General features: G+C 42.6%; 16 protein-coding genes. 4 read left to right on the plus strand and 12 right to left on the minus strand.

All coding sequences use genetic code 11. From position 1 onward, the window contains the following. Nucleotides 1-17: 17 nt before the first annotated feature. Entirely contained in the window at nt 18-428 is a 411-nt protein-coding gene (locus tag V7L05_RS18745) for a hypothetical protein (protein ID WP_334946309.1), read from the minus strand. A 341-nt stretch (nt 429-769) separates the two neighbouring features. After that, the gene (psaM, locus tag V7L05_RS18750; protein WP_040630342.1) at nt 770-859 is read right to left on the minus strand and encodes a photosystem I reaction center subunit XII; all 90 of its coding nucleotides are present in this window, start codon (nt 857-859) and stop codon (nt 770-772) included. Nucleotides 860-1,047: 188 nt separating this feature from the next. On the opposite strand from psaM, the gene V7L05_RS18755 reads away from it, so the two are divergent. After that, the gene (locus V7L05_RS18755; RefSeq protein WP_335166169.1) at nt 1,048-2,310 is read left to right on the plus strand and encodes an FGGY-family carbohydrate kinase; all 1,263 of its coding nucleotides are present in this window, start codon (nt 1,048-1,050) and stop codon (nt 2,308-2,310) included. A 262-nt stretch (nt 2,311-2,572) separates the two neighbouring features. Here the strand turns inward: V7L05_RS18755 and V7L05_RS18760 are convergent, their stop codons facing one another. From V7L05_RS18760 to V7L05_RS18775, 4 genes are all read right to left on the minus strand, one after another. Continuing rightward, on the minus strand, nt 2,573-2,710 hold the full coding sequence (locus V7L05_RS18760) for a hypothetical protein (RefSeq protein WP_335166171.1): 138 nt from the start codon (nt 2,708-2,710) through the stop codon (nt 2,573-2,575). A gap of 22 nt (nt 2,711-2,732) precedes the next feature. After that, nucleotides 2,733-3,167 carry a nuclease domain-containing protein gene (locus V7L05_RS18765; protein WP_335166306.1) on the minus strand — a complete coding sequence of 145 codons (435 nt, stop codon included), beginning with the start codon at nt 3,165-3,167 and terminating at the stop codon, nt 2,733-2,735. Continuing rightward, nucleotides 3,125-4,144 carry a DUF2357 domain-containing protein gene (locus tag V7L05_RS18770; protein WP_335166173.1) on the minus strand — a complete coding sequence of 340 codons (1,020 nt, stop codon included), beginning with the start codon at nt 4,142-4,144 and terminating at the stop codon, nt 3,125-3,127. Before V7L05_RS18770 ends, V7L05_RS18765 begins: the two co-directional genes overlap by 43 nt. A 143-nt stretch (nt 4,145-4,287) precedes the next feature. Continuing rightward, entirely contained in the window at nt 4,288-4,944 is a 657-nt protein-coding gene (locus V7L05_RS18775; protein ID WP_335166175.1) for a hypothetical protein, read from the minus strand. A gap of 360 nt (nt 4,945-5,304) precedes the next feature. Between V7L05_RS18775 and V7L05_RS18780 the strand changes: the two genes are divergently transcribed. Further along, entirely contained in the window at nt 5,305-6,045 is a 741-nt protein-coding gene (locus V7L05_RS18780; RefSeq protein ID WP_335166307.1) for a dienelactone hydrolase family protein, read from the plus strand. Nucleotides 6,046-6,111: 66 nt separating this feature from the next. On the opposite strand, the gene leuD is transcribed toward V7L05_RS18780, so the two are convergent. From leuD to V7L05_RS18805, 5 genes are all read right to left on the minus strand, one after another. Beyond that, nucleotides 6,112-6,720, minus strand: coding sequence for a 3-isopropylmalate dehydratase small subunit (leuD, locus tag V7L05_RS18785; RefSeq protein WP_335166177.1), 609 nt, complete (start codon nt 6,718-6,720; stop codon nt 6,112-6,114). A 94-nt stretch (nt 6,721-6,814) separates the two neighbouring features. Continuing rightward, complete coding sequence (gene leuC, locus V7L05_RS18790) at nt 6,815-8,218, minus strand: 3-isopropylmalate dehydratase large subunit (RefSeq protein ID WP_335166179.1); 1,404 nt, start codon at nt 8,216-8,218, stop codon at nt 6,815-6,817. A 271-nt stretch (nt 8,219-8,489) separates the two neighbouring features. Next, complete coding sequence (locus V7L05_RS18795; RefSeq protein WP_335166180.1) at nt 8,490-9,494, minus strand: pentapeptide repeat-containing protein; 1,005 nt, start codon at nt 9,492-9,494, stop codon at nt 8,490-8,492. 101 nt (nt 9,495-9,595) lie between these two features. Next, a complete protein-coding gene (locus V7L05_RS18800) occupies nt 9,596-11,071 on the minus strand; it encodes a pentapeptide repeat-containing protein (RefSeq protein WP_335166182.1) in 1,476 nt (491 codons plus the stop codon). 280 nt (nt 11,072-11,351) lie between these two features. Continuing rightward, nucleotides 11,352-12,062, minus strand: a complete 711-nt coding sequence (locus V7L05_RS18805; RefSeq protein ID WP_335166184.1) for a pentapeptide repeat-containing protein — start codon at nt 12,060-12,062, stop codon at nt 11,352-11,354. Between the two features lie 124 nt (nt 12,063-12,186). Between V7L05_RS18805 and V7L05_RS18810 the strand changes: the two genes are divergently transcribed. Both V7L05_RS18810 and V7L05_RS18815 read left to right on the plus strand, forming a co-directional pair. Next, on the plus strand, nt 12,187-13,377 hold the full coding sequence (locus V7L05_RS18810) for an FAD-dependent oxidoreductase (protein WP_335166186.1): 1,191 nt from the start codon (nt 12,187-12,189) through the stop codon (nt 13,375-13,377). 23 nt (nt 13,378-13,400) lie between these two features. Further along, on the plus strand, nt 13,401-13,583 hold the full coding sequence (locus V7L05_RS18815) for a histidine kinase (protein ID WP_335166187.1): 183 nt from the start codon (nt 13,401-13,403) through the stop codon (nt 13,581-13,583). On the opposite strand, the gene V7L05_RS18820 is transcribed toward V7L05_RS18815, so the two are convergent. Further along, a complete protein-coding gene (locus tag V7L05_RS18820; RefSeq protein WP_335166189.1) occupies nt 13,576-15,396 on the minus strand; it encodes a tetratricopeptide repeat protein in 1,821 nt (606 codons plus the stop codon). The two genes, V7L05_RS18815 and V7L05_RS18820, sit on opposite strands and share 8 nt — an antisense overlap. Nucleotides 15,397-15,521: the final 125 nt, after the last annotated feature.

Genomic DNA, 15,521 nt, shown 5'->3' on the forward strand with positions numbered 1-15,521 from the left:
CAAATTTGCTATTTGTCTTAGGGTGATGATTCTGTTTGTTCATCTTCTCGGCGGTCTTGATTCATCAACACCACCCGACGCTGGCTGGGATCAAATCGGTATCCTTGTTGTTGCATAATAGTTTTAGTTTGCTGAGGATCGAAGTTACGGCTAAATTCCGTCTGCAAAGCATTGACATGTCCTTCCATCAGCTTGACATCAGTACTAATTTCTCGCAACTTTTCTTGCTGTAACCACTGATAAGACAAAAGTTGTGCGAAGGCAGATGCTGCAACAGCTGTAATCACAAGATTAACCGCTATTTTGGCTGTGCTTTCCAGTGCCATCACCTGGTAAGAACGTTGACGAAGATGCCGCTTTGGTCGAGAAATGACCCGGCGTTTTTGTATAGGTTGTAACGGTGGTCTGGACGGTTGAATCGCGTTCATGATGCTAAAATTTAACCTCGCTTAGTGAAGGGAAGCACTATCAAGAGTGCTGAGTTGCGAGTGCTGTTAGCGGATAGCTAAGGTTTAGCCCCTGCTGAGTGAGATTTTCCAGCACTCAGCACTCGGAACTAACTTAGCACTCAGCACTCCTGAATGCTTGATTTAGCTGTCATATTACTTCATTTTGTTGAAATAGCTACAAGTGTTGTATTAGTTAAAAAATAACCTGGCTTACGCAAGTGCAAGCTTTCTAACTACTTATGACATAAAGCCACAAGGTCTGGAAATTGCACCCCGTACTGCCAGGATTATTAGCTTTTTAACTGTGTCACATCGTAGCGTTATTTGTAAAGTTCTGTGGCTAATCGCCAAGCTAGAACTCCTGGGATCAGCGCCACAACTAGAGCGATGTAGACTTGAGTATCTGAGATGGAAGATATCTGAGCGATGTACAGAGTATCTAAGATAGGCATGGCTGAAAACCTCCTAACCTGAATAGATTTTGAACAGTTCGTTTACTACTTTTCCTTGTTTTGCCAAGATTGGGGAATATCTTGTTACAAGATGCAACAAAAGCAGTTATTAATCAGTAGTGATTATTATAAAAATTCATAAAAATATGGATTTATATCTGGGTATCGACTTCGGCACATCTGGCGCACGCGGCGTGGTGATTGACGAGGAAACATCTTCTATCCGGGCTGAGGTGCGATATCCCTTTCAGGACTCACCAGCCCCTGTGATGCCCAAAATTTGGCAGGAGGCTTTGTTTGTGCTGGTGGAACAAATACCTGAAGAATTGCGGCGAGAAATTAAAGCGATCGCAATTAATGGTACTTCTTCCACAGTCTTGCTGGTCGATGCTGCTGGCAATCCAACAGATGCACCATTGCTGTACAACGATGCGCGGGGATCATTGATGCTAGAGCATTTGAGAAGTATCGCACCACCTAATCATACCGTGTTGAGTACCACCTCCAGCCTAGCTAAACTTTTGTGGATGAGACAATTACCTACTTTTAATGAAGCTAGATATTTCCTGCATCAAGCAGATTGGCTGGCGTTTCTCCTACATGGTCAGTTGGGTATTAGCGATTACCATAATGCTTTAAAGCTGGGTTATGACGTGGAAGAGTTGAAATACCCAGAATGGTTAGAAAATTTGCAAATACCGATTCAGCTACCCAAAGTTTTACCACCTGGGACTCCCATTGCCCAATTGCGCCCTGAAATTGCGGATAAGTTCGGTTTCCGCCGCGATTGTCTCTTATGTGCTGGTACAACTGATAGTATTGCTGCTTTTCTCGCCAGTGGAGCAAAATTACCTGGTGAAGCCGTGACTTCCCTTGGTTCAACGTTGGTACTAAAGTTGTTAAGTCGTACCCGTGTAGAGGATGCCAGATATGGGATTTACAGCCATCGGTTGGGTGATTTGTGGCTGACTGGTGGTGCTTCTAATACTGGGGGTGCAGTACTTAAGCAATTTTTCACAAATGCTGAGTTAGAAAGCCTTAGCCGTGAGATTGATGGATCAATTGCCAGCGAGTTAGATTATTATCCGTTGTTGAAGGTAGGCGATCGCTTTCCGATTAATGATCCCAATTTACCCCCACGTTTAGAACCACGCCCAGATCATCCAGGGGAATTTCTGCATGGGTTGTTAGAAAGTATTGCCCGCATAGAAGCGCGAGGGTATGAATTATTACAGCAAATGGGCGCAGACAAGTTGACTCGTGTTTATACTGCTGGCGGTGGCGCGGCGAATGACACTTGGACTGCAATTAGGGCGCGTCATTTGCAGGTTCCTGTAGTCGCGTCAGTGTATACGGAAGCTGCTTATGGGACGGCGTTGTTGGCAATGGGGTATGGAAAAAAGGGATGAATAAGAGTAATTGTCTAACTATCTTTTCGTAGATATCTTGAAAATCAGTATCTATCCCAGTGACAATCGATATATCTCGGTCGATACTTGGATAATTAGATACCGGTTCATCATTCTGGGCAGCTATTCGGGGATGGGTGCTTCGCAGCAAGCGAATGTCATCTATCCCCTTTACTAATTATCGATGTGAGTTTTAACTAGTTTACCGTCGCTAAGGTAACGGGTGTATTGAGGCGAATATAACAAACTTTCACCGGGGATATTAAGCGATCGCAGTGATCGTAAAAGAAAGGCAAATTGTGGGTTGAAAGTAACCGGATAGTAGAAAAACTTCGGGTATTTTGTAGATAATCTGATTTATGCCATGAATGCCATTTGCCGGGTTCCTCAAGTCGGACATCAGAAGTCCAGATGGTTCATTGTCAGGAAACTTCGAGGGCTTTATTTAGCACGCGATGCAGATGCTCCTGTAGGATACTTTCAGCCCCAGGATAAGCTGGAAGAGCCTCAATTTCAGCGTTGGAATGAGATACATAGGAGCCAGGGTAAATAATCGCAGCATAATTAACTACTTGCCTACCTTCTCTGTTTTGGATAGCGTCATGGTAAGTGTGCATCTTCTGAATATCAGCAGTTTTAGGTTTTCCTTCGTTGCTGGTGTTTTCCAGTGGCTCACTCTCAAGTTTGTACTTGGGATCAAATAAATAAACTTGTTGAGAGCCATTAGCTAGTTTGATCTCTACTGCTACATCAGGAATTAATGTAACGCTGGCGCTTTGCAGTTCTCCATCTTTGCCATAGCTTCGTTCAGGAATTAACTTAATTTTTGTCTTGTGTGCGGGTGAATTAAAACTAATGCTGGTTGTCCATTGGGTAAAATTCTGACGTAGACTCCCGTTTTATCCCTAGCAACTAAACACTGGGTTTCAACTTGGTATCCTTTGTGTATGGCTACTTCCAGTAGCGTTGCAATTATCCACAAAGTTCCCCAAATTTGGTAAAGTTTGTAGAGATTCTCCAAAGGTGCATCAAGGTCTGAATCATCCAAACGCACAGCAGGACTTCTGATAAATTCCAGATAGCCTTCCAAAGCAGCATGGTAAAGTGGACGGTTTAACAAAACCATCGTAATTTGATTGGGCAAATATTTAGGCTGGCTGACCTCATCCAGAAAAGCTGCTTGTTGACGAGCCTTTTTTAATTGGTAAAATAGAGACTTAATCTCTTCCAAAGGCTTACCTTTACGGTCAGCTTCAACAGCTTGCCGAATTCGTCTAAGTCTCTGATTGACAAGCTCGAAAAATAACCTAACCAACTGGTTCTCGTAAACATCAACAGTATGCTCAACTCGGATATCCGGTACGCGAATCGGTTTTCCACTCACATCCAAGTTATGCCCTCGAAAAAAAGCTTGAACTAACCCACCAAGAGGAGGTCTGCGAACTTGATCTTGCCGAACCCAAATTTCATTAGTTTTAAGGATTTGATGAGGATTGCGAGCAAGTTGACTCAAAATCTCACTCAGTCCTGGTCTTTTGCCTGTGCCATTAATAGCCCGACGTAAGCGAACTAATTCCTGAGCTAAAGTAGTTTCGCCTAGTTGTGGTAATTTCAGACCAGCTAAAGCCCCGGTACGCTGTAAGCTTATCGCTACTGAGGTTGGCAGACGAGAATCGAGATCCTCTAGCATCTGAGCAAAAGCTTCACGACTAATTTTCTGAGGCCAAACCGCAATTGTCTGTTCCTCAATCTCATTTTGATACTCAAGTCGCAGTCGGTAGTAGCCAGGGTTTGAGCGAGGCCACTCAGCTAGTACTCGAAACTTTCCACTCAAATCCATTACCAAGAGTGGGAGTTTTTTATCTTGAAGCCAAAGCCGTATTTGTTGTAATTTTTCTTGAGGTACATGAACTTCCAGCCAAGCAGGTTGCCACTCACCTGGAGCCTCTATAATCTCGCCTTCGCGGCTAAGAAAACTCAGTTTAGAAGTAGGAGGTAAATCCCTTCAATTAACTGTTTTATCTCATTAGTTAGTTGTTGATAATCAAAATTTAATACTTCCTCTTTTCTAATATGTCTACTTATTTGAATACACTTAGTAGCGCTTTTTTGCCTAGATACAATTTTTAACCAATCAGCTAAACGATTAATTTTAGTAATCTCCTGGCTAGACTCAGAAAAGAGAGAACAATTATTAGATATCTTCGTATGCTGTAGCAGAATTTCTTTAATATTTATGTTATTTTGAACATTTTTAATAAATCTTTGTCTTTCGGTGCTTGTCTCAGAAATATATAGCCCAAACCAAAACCAATCTTGTACAATTCGTATAAAAAAACGAGCATTATTAAATTTCTTTTCCAGGTTTTTTGAAGATAAATTATATTCAAAGTAAGGATGATATAAGCTACTAGATAAATCAACTTTTGTATCAAGTTGTTTGATTATTTCACCCTTTAATTGAGCAAGAACAAACTCTAGTAATTTCTGAATAGGCCACTCAATATAGTTTTGAAAATCTTCTTTGTATTTTAAATAAAAATCTTTTTTACTTGAATTTTTCTTTAATTGTGCAAGAAGGTCAAAACTTTTTAATGAAAATGGGCATTCTGGAATTACAAAAACTTCTGTCATTTTGCCTGATAACGATAACTAAAATTATTATTGTGACATATTACACAAAAACTAACCACTTCACTACTTTAGAAATGCGATCGCACTCTTAACCTCTCTGTGTCCTCTGCGGTTCGTAAAAAATTTGTGAAAATGCGATCGCATTTTCATTCCGCTTCCCCTGCTAACCTTTGTAACGCTAATAAACAAAGAGGGATAGCCTACTGTCGCTAAGATAACGGGTGTATTAAGGCGATCACAACAAACTTTCATTGGCAGAAGAACGCCAAATTGTGGGTTAAAAGTAACCGGATGCTAGAGAAACTTCGGGTATTGTGTAGATGCGGATGAATGCCTTCGGCAATACACGGAGACAAAAAAGTGCAAATCACTAAGCGCAATATTGAATTAAGAGTAGATGACAGCTTAATGCGTGTTTATGTAGCGGCTCCCAAAGCAGCCGGAAAATACCCTGGTATTGTCTTCTACAGTGATATTTATCAGTTAGGTGATCCAATAATTCGTCTAGCTAACTACTTAGCAGGATATGGCTATGTAGTAGCAGCACCAGAAATTTTTCACCGAATTGAGCCAGTTGGTTTAGTGATTGAGCCTGACGATCTGGGACGGATGCGGGGTAATGACGATGCTCGTCGAACCTCGGTAGCTGATTATGATGCCGATTGCCTGGCTGTGATGGAATTTCTGAAAACAGAGAGTGCGGTTTCTCCAAATAAAATAGGCACTCTCGGCTTTTGTATTGGTGGACATTTAGCTTTCCGCGCCGCATTTAAAAGCGAAATTCGGGCTTGCGTTTGCTGTTATCCGACTGGTATTCCCAGTGGCAAACTGGGTAAAGAGGTTGCCGATACAATCGAGCGGGTAAATGAAATCAAAGGCGAGATGCTAATGGTATTTGGTACTCTTGATCCTCATATCCCAGATAGCGATCGCCAAACCATAATTAGAGCAATTGAAAATGCTAACATACCTCACAAAGTTTTCTTATATGAAGCAGAACACACTTTCATGCGCGACGACGGTTATCGTTATGATTCTAGTGCTACCGCCTCTGCTTGGTCTGAAATAGTAACTTTCTTGGGGCGCATATTTGCAAACTGAAAACTTCTTTTATTGCTTTCTTTCATAAAAGAGCATTCCCCGGCAGAGCCAGGGAACGAGAGAATGCTAACTTGCGGCAAAATTACCCCAACTCACGTAGGGTAATTTTGCAGCCGTTGCCCGAACTTGGTTAGCATTCGCCACCAACTGACCGCAAGCGTCCCAAGTCCCAGATATAAATGTGCTTCTGGTGCCTTGATCGATCGCAACTGGGGCTGTGTAATCACCAATTTGCACTTGTAAGGTTTCCAAATTCACTGTCACGGCGGCTTGGGGATTGGCAGCCACTAACTCTTGCAGTTGTTTAACAGTAACAGCATCGGCTGTCAGACAAGGTATGCCCATTGCTACACAGTTACCGAAAAAGATTTCTGCAAAGCTTTCACCAATTAAAGCTTGGATTCCCCGTTTAGCGATCGCTTGGGGTGCATGTTCTCGTGATGAGCCACAGCCAAAATTTCTATTGACTATTAAAATCTTCGCCCCTTGGTACTGGGGTTGGTCAAAGGGATGTTCACCTTTAAGTGCTGTCCGGTCATCAATAAACGCGCCTTCACCTAAGCCATCAAAGGTAATGGCTTTCAAATATCGCGCGGGAATGATGCGATCGGTATCTATATCATTACCCACTAAGGGTATACCATGCCCTGAAACTGTTTTAACTTCACTCACCATAATTTTTATAGAAAACGAACCGCAAAGGACGCAAAGGAAAGAAAGGAAGGAAGAAAGGAAAGTTTAAGAGATTTCTGTCTGCCATTAGGTGGGGTTACAGCAATTCGCGCACATCGGAGACTTCGCCTTTAATTGCAGCAGTGGCGACCATCGCCGGACTCATCAGCAATGTCCGACCGGAGGATGAACCCTGTCTTCCTTTAAAGTTGCGGTTAGAGGAGGAGGCACTGATTTGTCTTCCTTGTAGCTTATCGGGGTTCATGGCCAAGCACATGGAACATCCTGGTTCACGCCACTCAAATCCGGCTTCCTGAAAGATTTTATCCAGTCCTTCAGCTTCCGCCTCTTGCTTTACCCTTTCAGAACCAGGGACAACAAAGGCTTTGATTCCCTCTGCAACGTGGCGACCTTTGGCGATTTTCGCAGCTTCCCGTAAATCACTAATTCTACCGTTAGTGCAACTACCAATAAAGCAGACATCTATTTTGGTACCCTTGATGGGTTGACCAGGATATAAATCCATGTAGCGGTAAGCTTCTTCGGCAATAAATCGGTCTTCTTCCAGCAGTTCTTCCGGCTGAGGCACTGACTGGTTAACACCGATACCTTGACCGGGAGTAATTCCCCAGGTGACGGTAGGAGAAATTTCAGCAGCATCAAATACCACTACATCATCGTACTGGGCATCAGCATCGCTCTTGATGGATTCCCACCAAGCCACTGCTTGATCCCAATCTGCACCAATGGGTGCAAAATCTCTGCCTTTGAGATAATCGTAGGTGACTTGATCGGGATTGACGTAGCCGCATCTGGCACCGCCTTCGATCGCCATATTGCAGACAGTCATCCTCTCTTCCATATTCATTTGTGCAAATGTGGTACCTGCAAATTCGTAAGCATAGCCCACACCGCCTTTAACGCCAAGTGTGCGGATGATATGTAAAATTACATCTTTGGCGTAAACTCCAGGGTTGAGAGTGCCGTTAACTTCAATTTTGCGGACTTTTAGTTTGGAAAGGGCGAGAGTTTGGGAAGCGAGAACATCGCGGACTTGGCTAGTACCAATACCAAATGCGATCGCACCAAATGCCCCATGACTCGAAGTGTGGCTATCTCCACAAGCGATCGTCATTCCTGGCTGGGTCAGCCCAAGTTCTGGAGCGATGACATGAACTATACCCTGACTACCAGAACCAATATTGTAAAAAGTTATGTCATTTTCTTGACAGTTATTTTCGAGCGCCTGGATCATCTCTTCTGCCAAGCTATCGGCAAAGGGACGCGCCTGGTTTTCTGTGGGTACAATATGATCGACTGTAGCAACGGTACGCTCTGGAAAAAGTACTTTTAGACCCCTCTCGCGTAACATCGCAAAAGCCTGGGGACTGGTGACTTCATGAATTAGGTGAAGCCCGATAAATAGTTGCGTCAGCCCAGAGGGAAGTGTACCAACGGTGTGTAAGTCCCAAACTTTATCAAACAGGGTACCTTTGCTCATAGGTCAATCAATATTTAAAAAGTATAATCTTATATAGTATCAAAAAAGAGTTGAGCTTTTTGCAGATCACTTCATATTAGTTACATCTTTACAGTCTTATTGCTTCTGTGTGTTGTGATCATATATAGCTAAGACTTACGCACGAGTTACGGAATAACGAACCGCAGAGGCGCAGAGGACACAGAGAAATCAGAGTTTGAGAGATGTTTTGCGTAAGTCCCAATAGCGTAAAAACGGTAAAATGCGCCCAAATAACTCATTGATGCTTAATTTAACCTGATTGCTGCCAATGTGTCGGTGCTTCGATATAATCAGGTAGGCAAGTGGTGCGATCGGCAATTGCCCTTTCAATCTGGTATTGTTCTAGGTTTTTGGCCCCAGAAAGATTTGCCCCTTGTAAATTGGCTTCAACAAGGTTTGCCAGGTGCAGGTTTGCTCCTGGAAGAAATGACCCTTGTAGGTTTGCTTTATAAAGGTTTGCTTGTTGGAGCTTGGTTCCAGAAAGGTATGCTTTTTGCAGGTTGGCTTCGGAAAGGACTACTGACCGCAGGTTAGCGTTGTAGAATTCTGCATTTTGCAATCTAGCTTGCATGAGCAATGCTCCTTCCAAATTGCTTGAAATGAAGTCTGCTCTTTCCAAGTTTGCTTTAATGAGGTCTACCCCACTGATATCGATATTACTTAAATCCAGCCTTTGTTTTTCCTGCTCATTCTCGGTATTACGACGTCCGATAACGGTAAGGGCTGCTTGAATATCTGTGCGAATTTTTGGTGATTCCTGCTCCTCCTCTTTTTTCAAAGGTGCATTCTCTCGTACAAAAGCCGTAAGGACTTCCATGATTGTCCAGTGATCTTGAGTAGAATCTTTAGCAATTCGTTCTAGAATATAAATCGCACCTAATCGCGTTTCAATCTTTTCATTGCCAAGCAGTTCAATAGCTTTTGCAAAGCGTTCTGTGATTTGCTTGTCTTGTGCAGCTTCTGCATTTATTAAAGCAGCTTCAGCACTCTTATTTGCAGCCTCAGCACTTTTATCCATAGCTTCCCAACGCTTCGCAGCAAAGTAAGCATTGATAAACACTGCAATTCCGCCGAAAATTGTCGCAGTAGTTTTTAGCGCTTCAGTTTCATTTTTTAGTTGTTCATCTATTCGAGGTATAAACCAGACAACGTAAGCGACTATAACTAATGAAATAATAAATAATCCACTAAAGAAAATTAGAACTATAAACGAATTTCTGGGTGTGTCTGTGTTGTTATCAGACATAGCTTTCATCTTCCTCATCTCCAGAATTATTACGGAGACTTTTGGTAAAAACTATAGCATTAAGTGAAACTGGTAGAATGCGCCCAAATAACTAATGATGCTGAGATAACTTAACCAGACTGCCGCCAATGTGTCGGTGCTTCGATATAATCAGGTAGACGAGTGGTGCGATCGCCAATTGCCTCTCTAATCTGCTGCAACTCTAAGTTTTTCGCTCCTGTCAAAATTGTCCCTTCCAGTTTGACATCACTGAGGTTAGCTTCTGAAAAGTTAGCTCCCATGAGGTTAGCCTGAGTCAGGTTAGCTTGATAAAAGGTTGCCTTATGTAGGTTTGCTCCAATCAGGTTAGCTTGATACAAGTCAGCTTCCGTTAAACTGGCTTCTGAGAGGTTGGCAAAATAGACTTCTGTTTGCTGGAGTTTGGCTGCATTCAAGTTAGCCCCAGAAAGGTTGGCACCATTTAAATTAGCCCCTGAGAGGTTGGCACCAATCAAACCCGTCATGTGCAGATTGGCTTTACCCAGTTTTGCTCCTTGCAAGTTAGCTAAAAACAGCTTTGCCCCAGAGAGGTTGGCGACTTTCAAGGTCGCTTGTTGCAAGTTAGCTTTATAGAGGTTTGCTCCTTGGAGATTAGCTACACGCAGACTTGCTCCAGAGAGGTTGGCTGAACGCATGTTAGCCGCACAAAGGTTGGCGCGGTTGAGATTAGCCCAACAGAGGTTAGCTCCACATAAGCTAGCTTTTTGTAATTTGGTTTCATAGAGAATAGACTTAACGAGTTTAGCGCCGTTGAGGTTAGCCTCACTCAAGTCAGCTTCACGCAAGTCAGCCCCACTCAGGTCAGCCCCACGTAAGTCGGCTTGTTGCAGGTTAGCTTTGAGCAGGTCTGCCCCTCTAATGTCGGTATTACGTAAATCAAGTTTTTGCTCTTTTGGGTCTTCGAGTAAATTACGCCTGCCGATGACAGTTAGAGCTGCTTGAATATCAGTGCGTATTTTTGGCAATTCTTCATGGAGGTTTTGCTCCAACTGCTGTGTCGGACGCGACCCACCTCTACGCCTACTTGAGTAAACTGCTGTTGAGTATTCCGCCTTTTGCTGGTCTGCTTTTACGTGCTGGATAGGTGCATTCTCTCGCACAAAGGCAGTGAGAATTTCCATGATTGTCCAGTGTTCTTGGGGAAAATCCTGAGCAACTCTTTCTAATGCATAAATTGCGCCTGTCCGAGTTTCAACCTTTTCATGACCAAGCTGGCCAATTGCCCCCATAAAGCGCTCTGCAATCAATCTGTCTTGATTGACTTTTGTATTTTGAATGCCAATTTCCAGGTTTTTCTCAGCTGCGATCGCATTTTTCTGCATCGCTTGGGCACGCTTTGCTGCATAATAGGTATTAAACATTGCTGCCGATGCGAGAAAAACTATTGCAGTAGTTGTTAATGCTTGGTTTCTATACTGGATTTTTTCCTGGATTGACAATTGCTTAATATTAGACAATGCAAAGAAAATTACAGTCAATGAGAAGCCAAATAAAACTGTTATAGTTATCAACCAATTCAAGAGAGGGTCTGTCTTTTTAGAAGACATGGTAAAAATTTTCCTTACAACCTAGAATTATTACTTAGATGTTTTGGAAAAATAGTATAGCATTTAACAGAAAATTATAATAGGTGGCAAGACACTCGTTGAACTAGGGAATGACATCGAATATACTTGTACGTTACGACAAAAATAAATCACCCATCCCAAAAGAATACAACTCTTGGAGAGGCTGCGCCAACGGCAGAGCTACGTAACCATGAAAGCCTTACACTGTATACCTGTTTGAATTTTGAATGAGTGAATTCCGCCTTGCGGTACTAGTGTTTTACTCAGAGAATTTGGCTTCCCTGAGATTTGCTCCATCGAGTCTGGCATCATTCAGAATTGCCCCATGCAACCCAGCTAGATATAAACTTGCACGATGCAGGTTAGCTCCAGAGAGGTTAGCTCCTTTTAAGTTGGCTGCACTAAGGATTGTCCCTTCTAGATTGGCTAGATATAAGTTAGCTCCTTCTAGGTTGGCTGCACTGAGAATCGCCCCAGACAGATTAGCTTCTCTGAGGTTAGCGCCAGCAAGATTAGCTTGATAGAGATTTGTCTGTTCTAGGTTCGCCCTATTTAGGTTTGCCCCCCTGATGTCCGTGTGACTCAAATCAAGCTGCTCATTTTCTGGGTCTTTGTTTACATCTCTTCTAGCGATAACGGTAAGGGCTGCTTGAACATCTGCACGAACTTTTGGTCTGAGGTTGCTCGTTAATTCCTCTTGGGGCATATAAAGAGCATTTTTTCGGACAAAAGTAGTCAGAATGTCCATGATTATCCAGTGGTAATGTGGATGATTTTGAGTAATTTGCTCTAAATCATTAATTACAGCTAGACTGGTTTCTATTGTCTTATTCCCTAGTTGTTCAATTGCTATTCTTAAACGTTGTTTTGGCGACTGATGCTGAATTTGATGAAATTTTTCCTGGAAAGCATATATCCTAAGACATATTTTTGATAATTGACTGTTGTTTGTCGGTGAAATATTTTTCATAGCATAAAAAGCATCAATAACAATTCAAAATTAAAAAACTTCGGGGACAGTCTTATCCTATGGTCGCCGCTACGCGAACATCAAAAATATCACAACTCAAATAGAATTGCTATTAAGTACTTCAATGCAGCAAAACTTACAGCCGAAAGTTAAAGACCTAGTGCTGATTGGTGGCGGTCATAGCCATGCGATTGTCCTGAGAATGTTTGGGATAAAGCCTTTAGCTGGAGTCCGTTTGACGTTGATTACCGCAGCCAAAAAGACAGCCTACTCTGGAATGTTACCAGGACATATTGCCGGATTTTACAGCCACGATGAATGTCATATTGACTTGCGACCTTTAGCGAATTTTGCTCAAGCACAGTTATATATTGACAGAGTAGTTGCCCTAGACTTGAAAAACAACAAAATTCTTTGTGCTAACGGACTTGTGGTAGATTTTGATTTGCTGTCTATTGATATTGGCAGCACTCCGGCCACACTGTCTGTATCAGGTGCGGCAGAATATGCGATCGCAGCTAAACCAGTATCGCAGCTATTGGAACATTGGGATGAACTAATTGAAGCTGTAGGTAAAAATCCTCAAGAATTAATTAGGATTGCGATCGCAGGCGGTGGTGCTGGCGGTGTAGAATTGGCGCTATCGATGCAATCTCATTTACATCGGATTTTGCATCAAACTCAACAATCAATTGAAAATCTAGAAATTCATTTATTTCAGCGTGGACAAGAACTGATGCCCAATTACCATTCATCAGTGCGGCATCAAATCCAGCAAATTTTAACTGAGCGAGGTATTAAACTTCATCTTGGGGAAACTGTGTGTAATCTCGCACCTATAACACACAGGGAAACTAAAGAAATATTTGAAATTAAATGTGAATCTGGTTTGACAGTAGAGTGTAATAAAATTTTTTGGGTAACACAAGCTTCAGCACCCGAATGGTTAAAAATCGCTGGATTAGGAACTGATGAGCAAGGCTTTATTTTGGTAGAGGACACGTTGCAATCTCAAACGCACCCGCAGGTATTTGCTGCTGGTGATATTGCCACAATGGTAAATTATCCGCGTCCGAAAGCTGGGGTGTTTGCTGTCAGACAAGGTAAACCTTTATTTGAGAATTTGCAGCGAATTTTATTAGGTAAGTCGCTCAAACCTTATAGACCACAGAAACAATATTTGAGTTTAATTGGTACAGGAGACGGACGAGCTATTGCAACACGAGGTATCATCACTTTACCACCTCACAAACTCTTGTGGCGTTACAAAAATTGGATTGACCGCAGTTTCATGGAACGCTTTCGCTTTGAATAAATAAGGTAGGGGAGACAAGGGAAGTGGTGAGTGAGGGAGATGAGGGAGATGAGGGAGACGAGGAGAATAACCAATGCCCCATGCCCCATGCCCCATGCCCCATGCCCCATGCCCCATCCCCAATGCCCCATGCCCCATCCCCCATGCCCAATGCCCAATGCCCAATGCCCCATGCCCCATGCCCCATGCCCCATGCCCTCATTTAAGCTGTTCAATTAGCTCAATAATTTGTTGATAATACTGGATATTTCCTTCTTTGTAATACAAGTCTGCGGATTTCTGGAAATCGGCAATTGCTCTTTGAGAGTCTCCCAGATTTTGGTAGACATCTGCCCGAAGGATGTAAGCTAAAGCCCAATTAGGCTGACGCTGTAAGGCTTGGTTTAAGTCTGCCAGCGCTCCTTGTAAGTCTTTTAATAAAGAACGGCTACGACCCCGATTGTACCAGTCTTCAGTAAAGCTGGGGTCGATCGCGATCGCTCGACTGTAATCTTCTATTGCTCCTTGATAATCTTCTAGGGCATAGCGAGCATTGGCGCGATCGCTGTAAAATGCAGCAGATTGGGGATTTATTTGCAAAGCTTGGGTATAATCTGCGATCGCACTTTCATATTCTTCTAAAGCATAGCGGGTAGAACCTCGGTTGTAATATGCTTCAATTAAATTGGGATTAATTTCTAATGCTTGATTATAATCTGCGATCGCCCCGTGTTCATCTCCTAAAAGACGACGAGCATTTCCGCGATTGCAGTACGCTTGCGAAAAATCAGGAACAAGTTCTATTGCTTGGGTGTTATCATCAATTGCTCCCTGTAAATCTTGCAGGGCTTCGCGGGCAATACCCCGACCATAATAAGCTGCGGCTAAGTTATCATTAATCTGTAATGCTCGATCATAATCTTTAATTGCTTCTTTATGATCACCTAAAGAACGACGAGCCGCCGCGCGATCGCAATATCCTTCTGCTAAATTAGGATTGAGTTGTAATAGGCGATTGCTATCTTCAATTGCACCTTGATAATCTCCCAATCGGCGACGAGCATTCGCCCGAAAACCGTATACTAAAGCTAGTGTCGGATTTTCTTGTAACGCCTGGTCATAATCTGCGATCGCACCCTGATAATCTTCAAGAGTACTACGAACAAGACCCCGCTCACAATAGGCTTGCACATCATCAGGATTCAATTTTAATGCTTGGTTAAAATCTTCAATTGCTCGGTGATATTCTTTGAGATAAGACAGAACCAGACCCCGATTGTAGTATGCTCCGGCAAAGTTGGGATTGATTTCTATTGCGCGGTTGAAATTAGCGATCGCACTTTGATAATCTGCTAAAGCGTAGTGGGCATTACCTCGGTTATGATAAGCCTCCGCTAAGTTAGGATCTAATTGTAATGCTTGGTTATGATCAGCGATCGCTTCGTGATAATTTCCTAAGATTTGATGAATATTACCCCGATTGCTGTAAGCTGCGGCAAAATGGGGATGCCATTGTAAAGCTTGTTGTAAATCCGCGATCGCTCCTTGATGATCGCCGTGTTCAAAACGAGCGACACCCCGATTATGATAAGCATTGGCGATATCAATATTGATATTATCAGCTAATTGGGTACTCATTTCTATTGTTTGGATATAATCTGCGATCGCTTTGTCGTAGTCTTCCAAAGCAAAGTAAGCATTACCCCGGCTGTGGTAAGATTGGGCTAAATTGGGATCTATTTGTAATGCTTGGTTATGATCAGCGATCGCTCCTTCATAGTCGGCTAAAAAGTAACGTGCATTACCTCGGTTGCAGTAGGCTAAAGCAAAATTGGGATTGATTTCTATGGCGCGATTGAAGTTTGCGATCGCACCATGATAATCTTTGAGTTGACCACTGAGAATAATTCCTCGATTATGGTAAGCTTCAGCATAGTTAGCATTGAGCTTGATTGCTTGGGTATAAGCTGCGAACGCACCTTGATAATCCCCTTGCAAACTGTGGTTTAATCCTTGGTTTAAGAAGTCTTCAGCATTCATATAATTTTTTGGGATTTCGACATTCCCTAGCTTTCAGGCAACAGGATTTTTCACGATATGTTTTGAAAATAGTTCCAGCTAATATTATGACTCTTGTTAAGATTTTAATTCCTGATTTTTTGTCA

Origin of the sequence: Nostoc sp., from assembly GCF_036917755.1 — a bacterium.
Classification (GTDB): Bacteria; Cyanobacteriota; Cyanobacteriia; order Cyanobacteriales; family Nostocaceae; genus Nostoc.

Excerpts from the sequence above, each read along its gene's own strand:
- V7L05_RS18745 (WP_334946309.1), bottom strand. The coding sequence starts at position 428 with ATGAACGCGATTCAACCGTCCAGACCACCGTTACAACCTATACAAAAA.
- V7L05_RS18755 (WP_335166169.1), top strand. The coding sequence starts at position 1,048 with ATGGATTTATATCTGGGTATCGACTTCGGCACATCTGGCGCACGCGGC.
- V7L05_RS18760 (WP_335166171.1), bottom strand. The coding sequence starts at position 2,710 with ATGTCCGACTTGAGGAACCCGGCAAATGGCATTCATGGCATAAATCAG.
- V7L05_RS18775 (WP_335166175.1), bottom strand. The coding sequence starts at position 4,944 with ATGACAGAAGTTTTTGTAATTCCAGAATGCCCATTTTCATTAAAAAGT.
- leuD (WP_335166177.1), bottom strand. The coding sequence starts at position 6,720 with ATGGTGAGTGAAGTTAAAACAGTTTCAGGGCATGGTATACCCTTAGTG.
- leuC (WP_335166179.1), bottom strand. The coding sequence starts at position 8,218 with ATGAGCAAAGGTACCCTGTTTGATAAAGTTTGGGACTTACACACCGTT.
- V7L05_RS18795 (WP_335166180.1), bottom strand. The coding sequence starts at position 9,494 with ATGAAAGCTATGTCTGATAACAACACAGACACACCCAGAAATTCGTTT.
- V7L05_RS18800 (WP_335166182.1), bottom strand. The coding sequence starts at position 11,071 with ATGTCTTCTAAAAAGACAGACCCTCTCTTGAATTGGTTGATAACTATA.
- V7L05_RS18805 (WP_335166184.1), bottom strand. The coding sequence starts at position 12,062 with ATGAAAAATATTTCACCGACAAACAACAGTCAATTATCAAAAATATGT.
- V7L05_RS18810 (WP_335166186.1), top strand. The coding sequence starts at position 12,187 with ATGCAGCAAAACTTACAGCCGAAAGTTAAAGACCTAGTGCTGATTGGT.
- V7L05_RS18820 (WP_335166189.1), bottom strand. The coding sequence starts at position 15,396 with ATGAATGCTGAAGACTTCTTAAACCAAGGATTAAACCACAGTTTGCAA.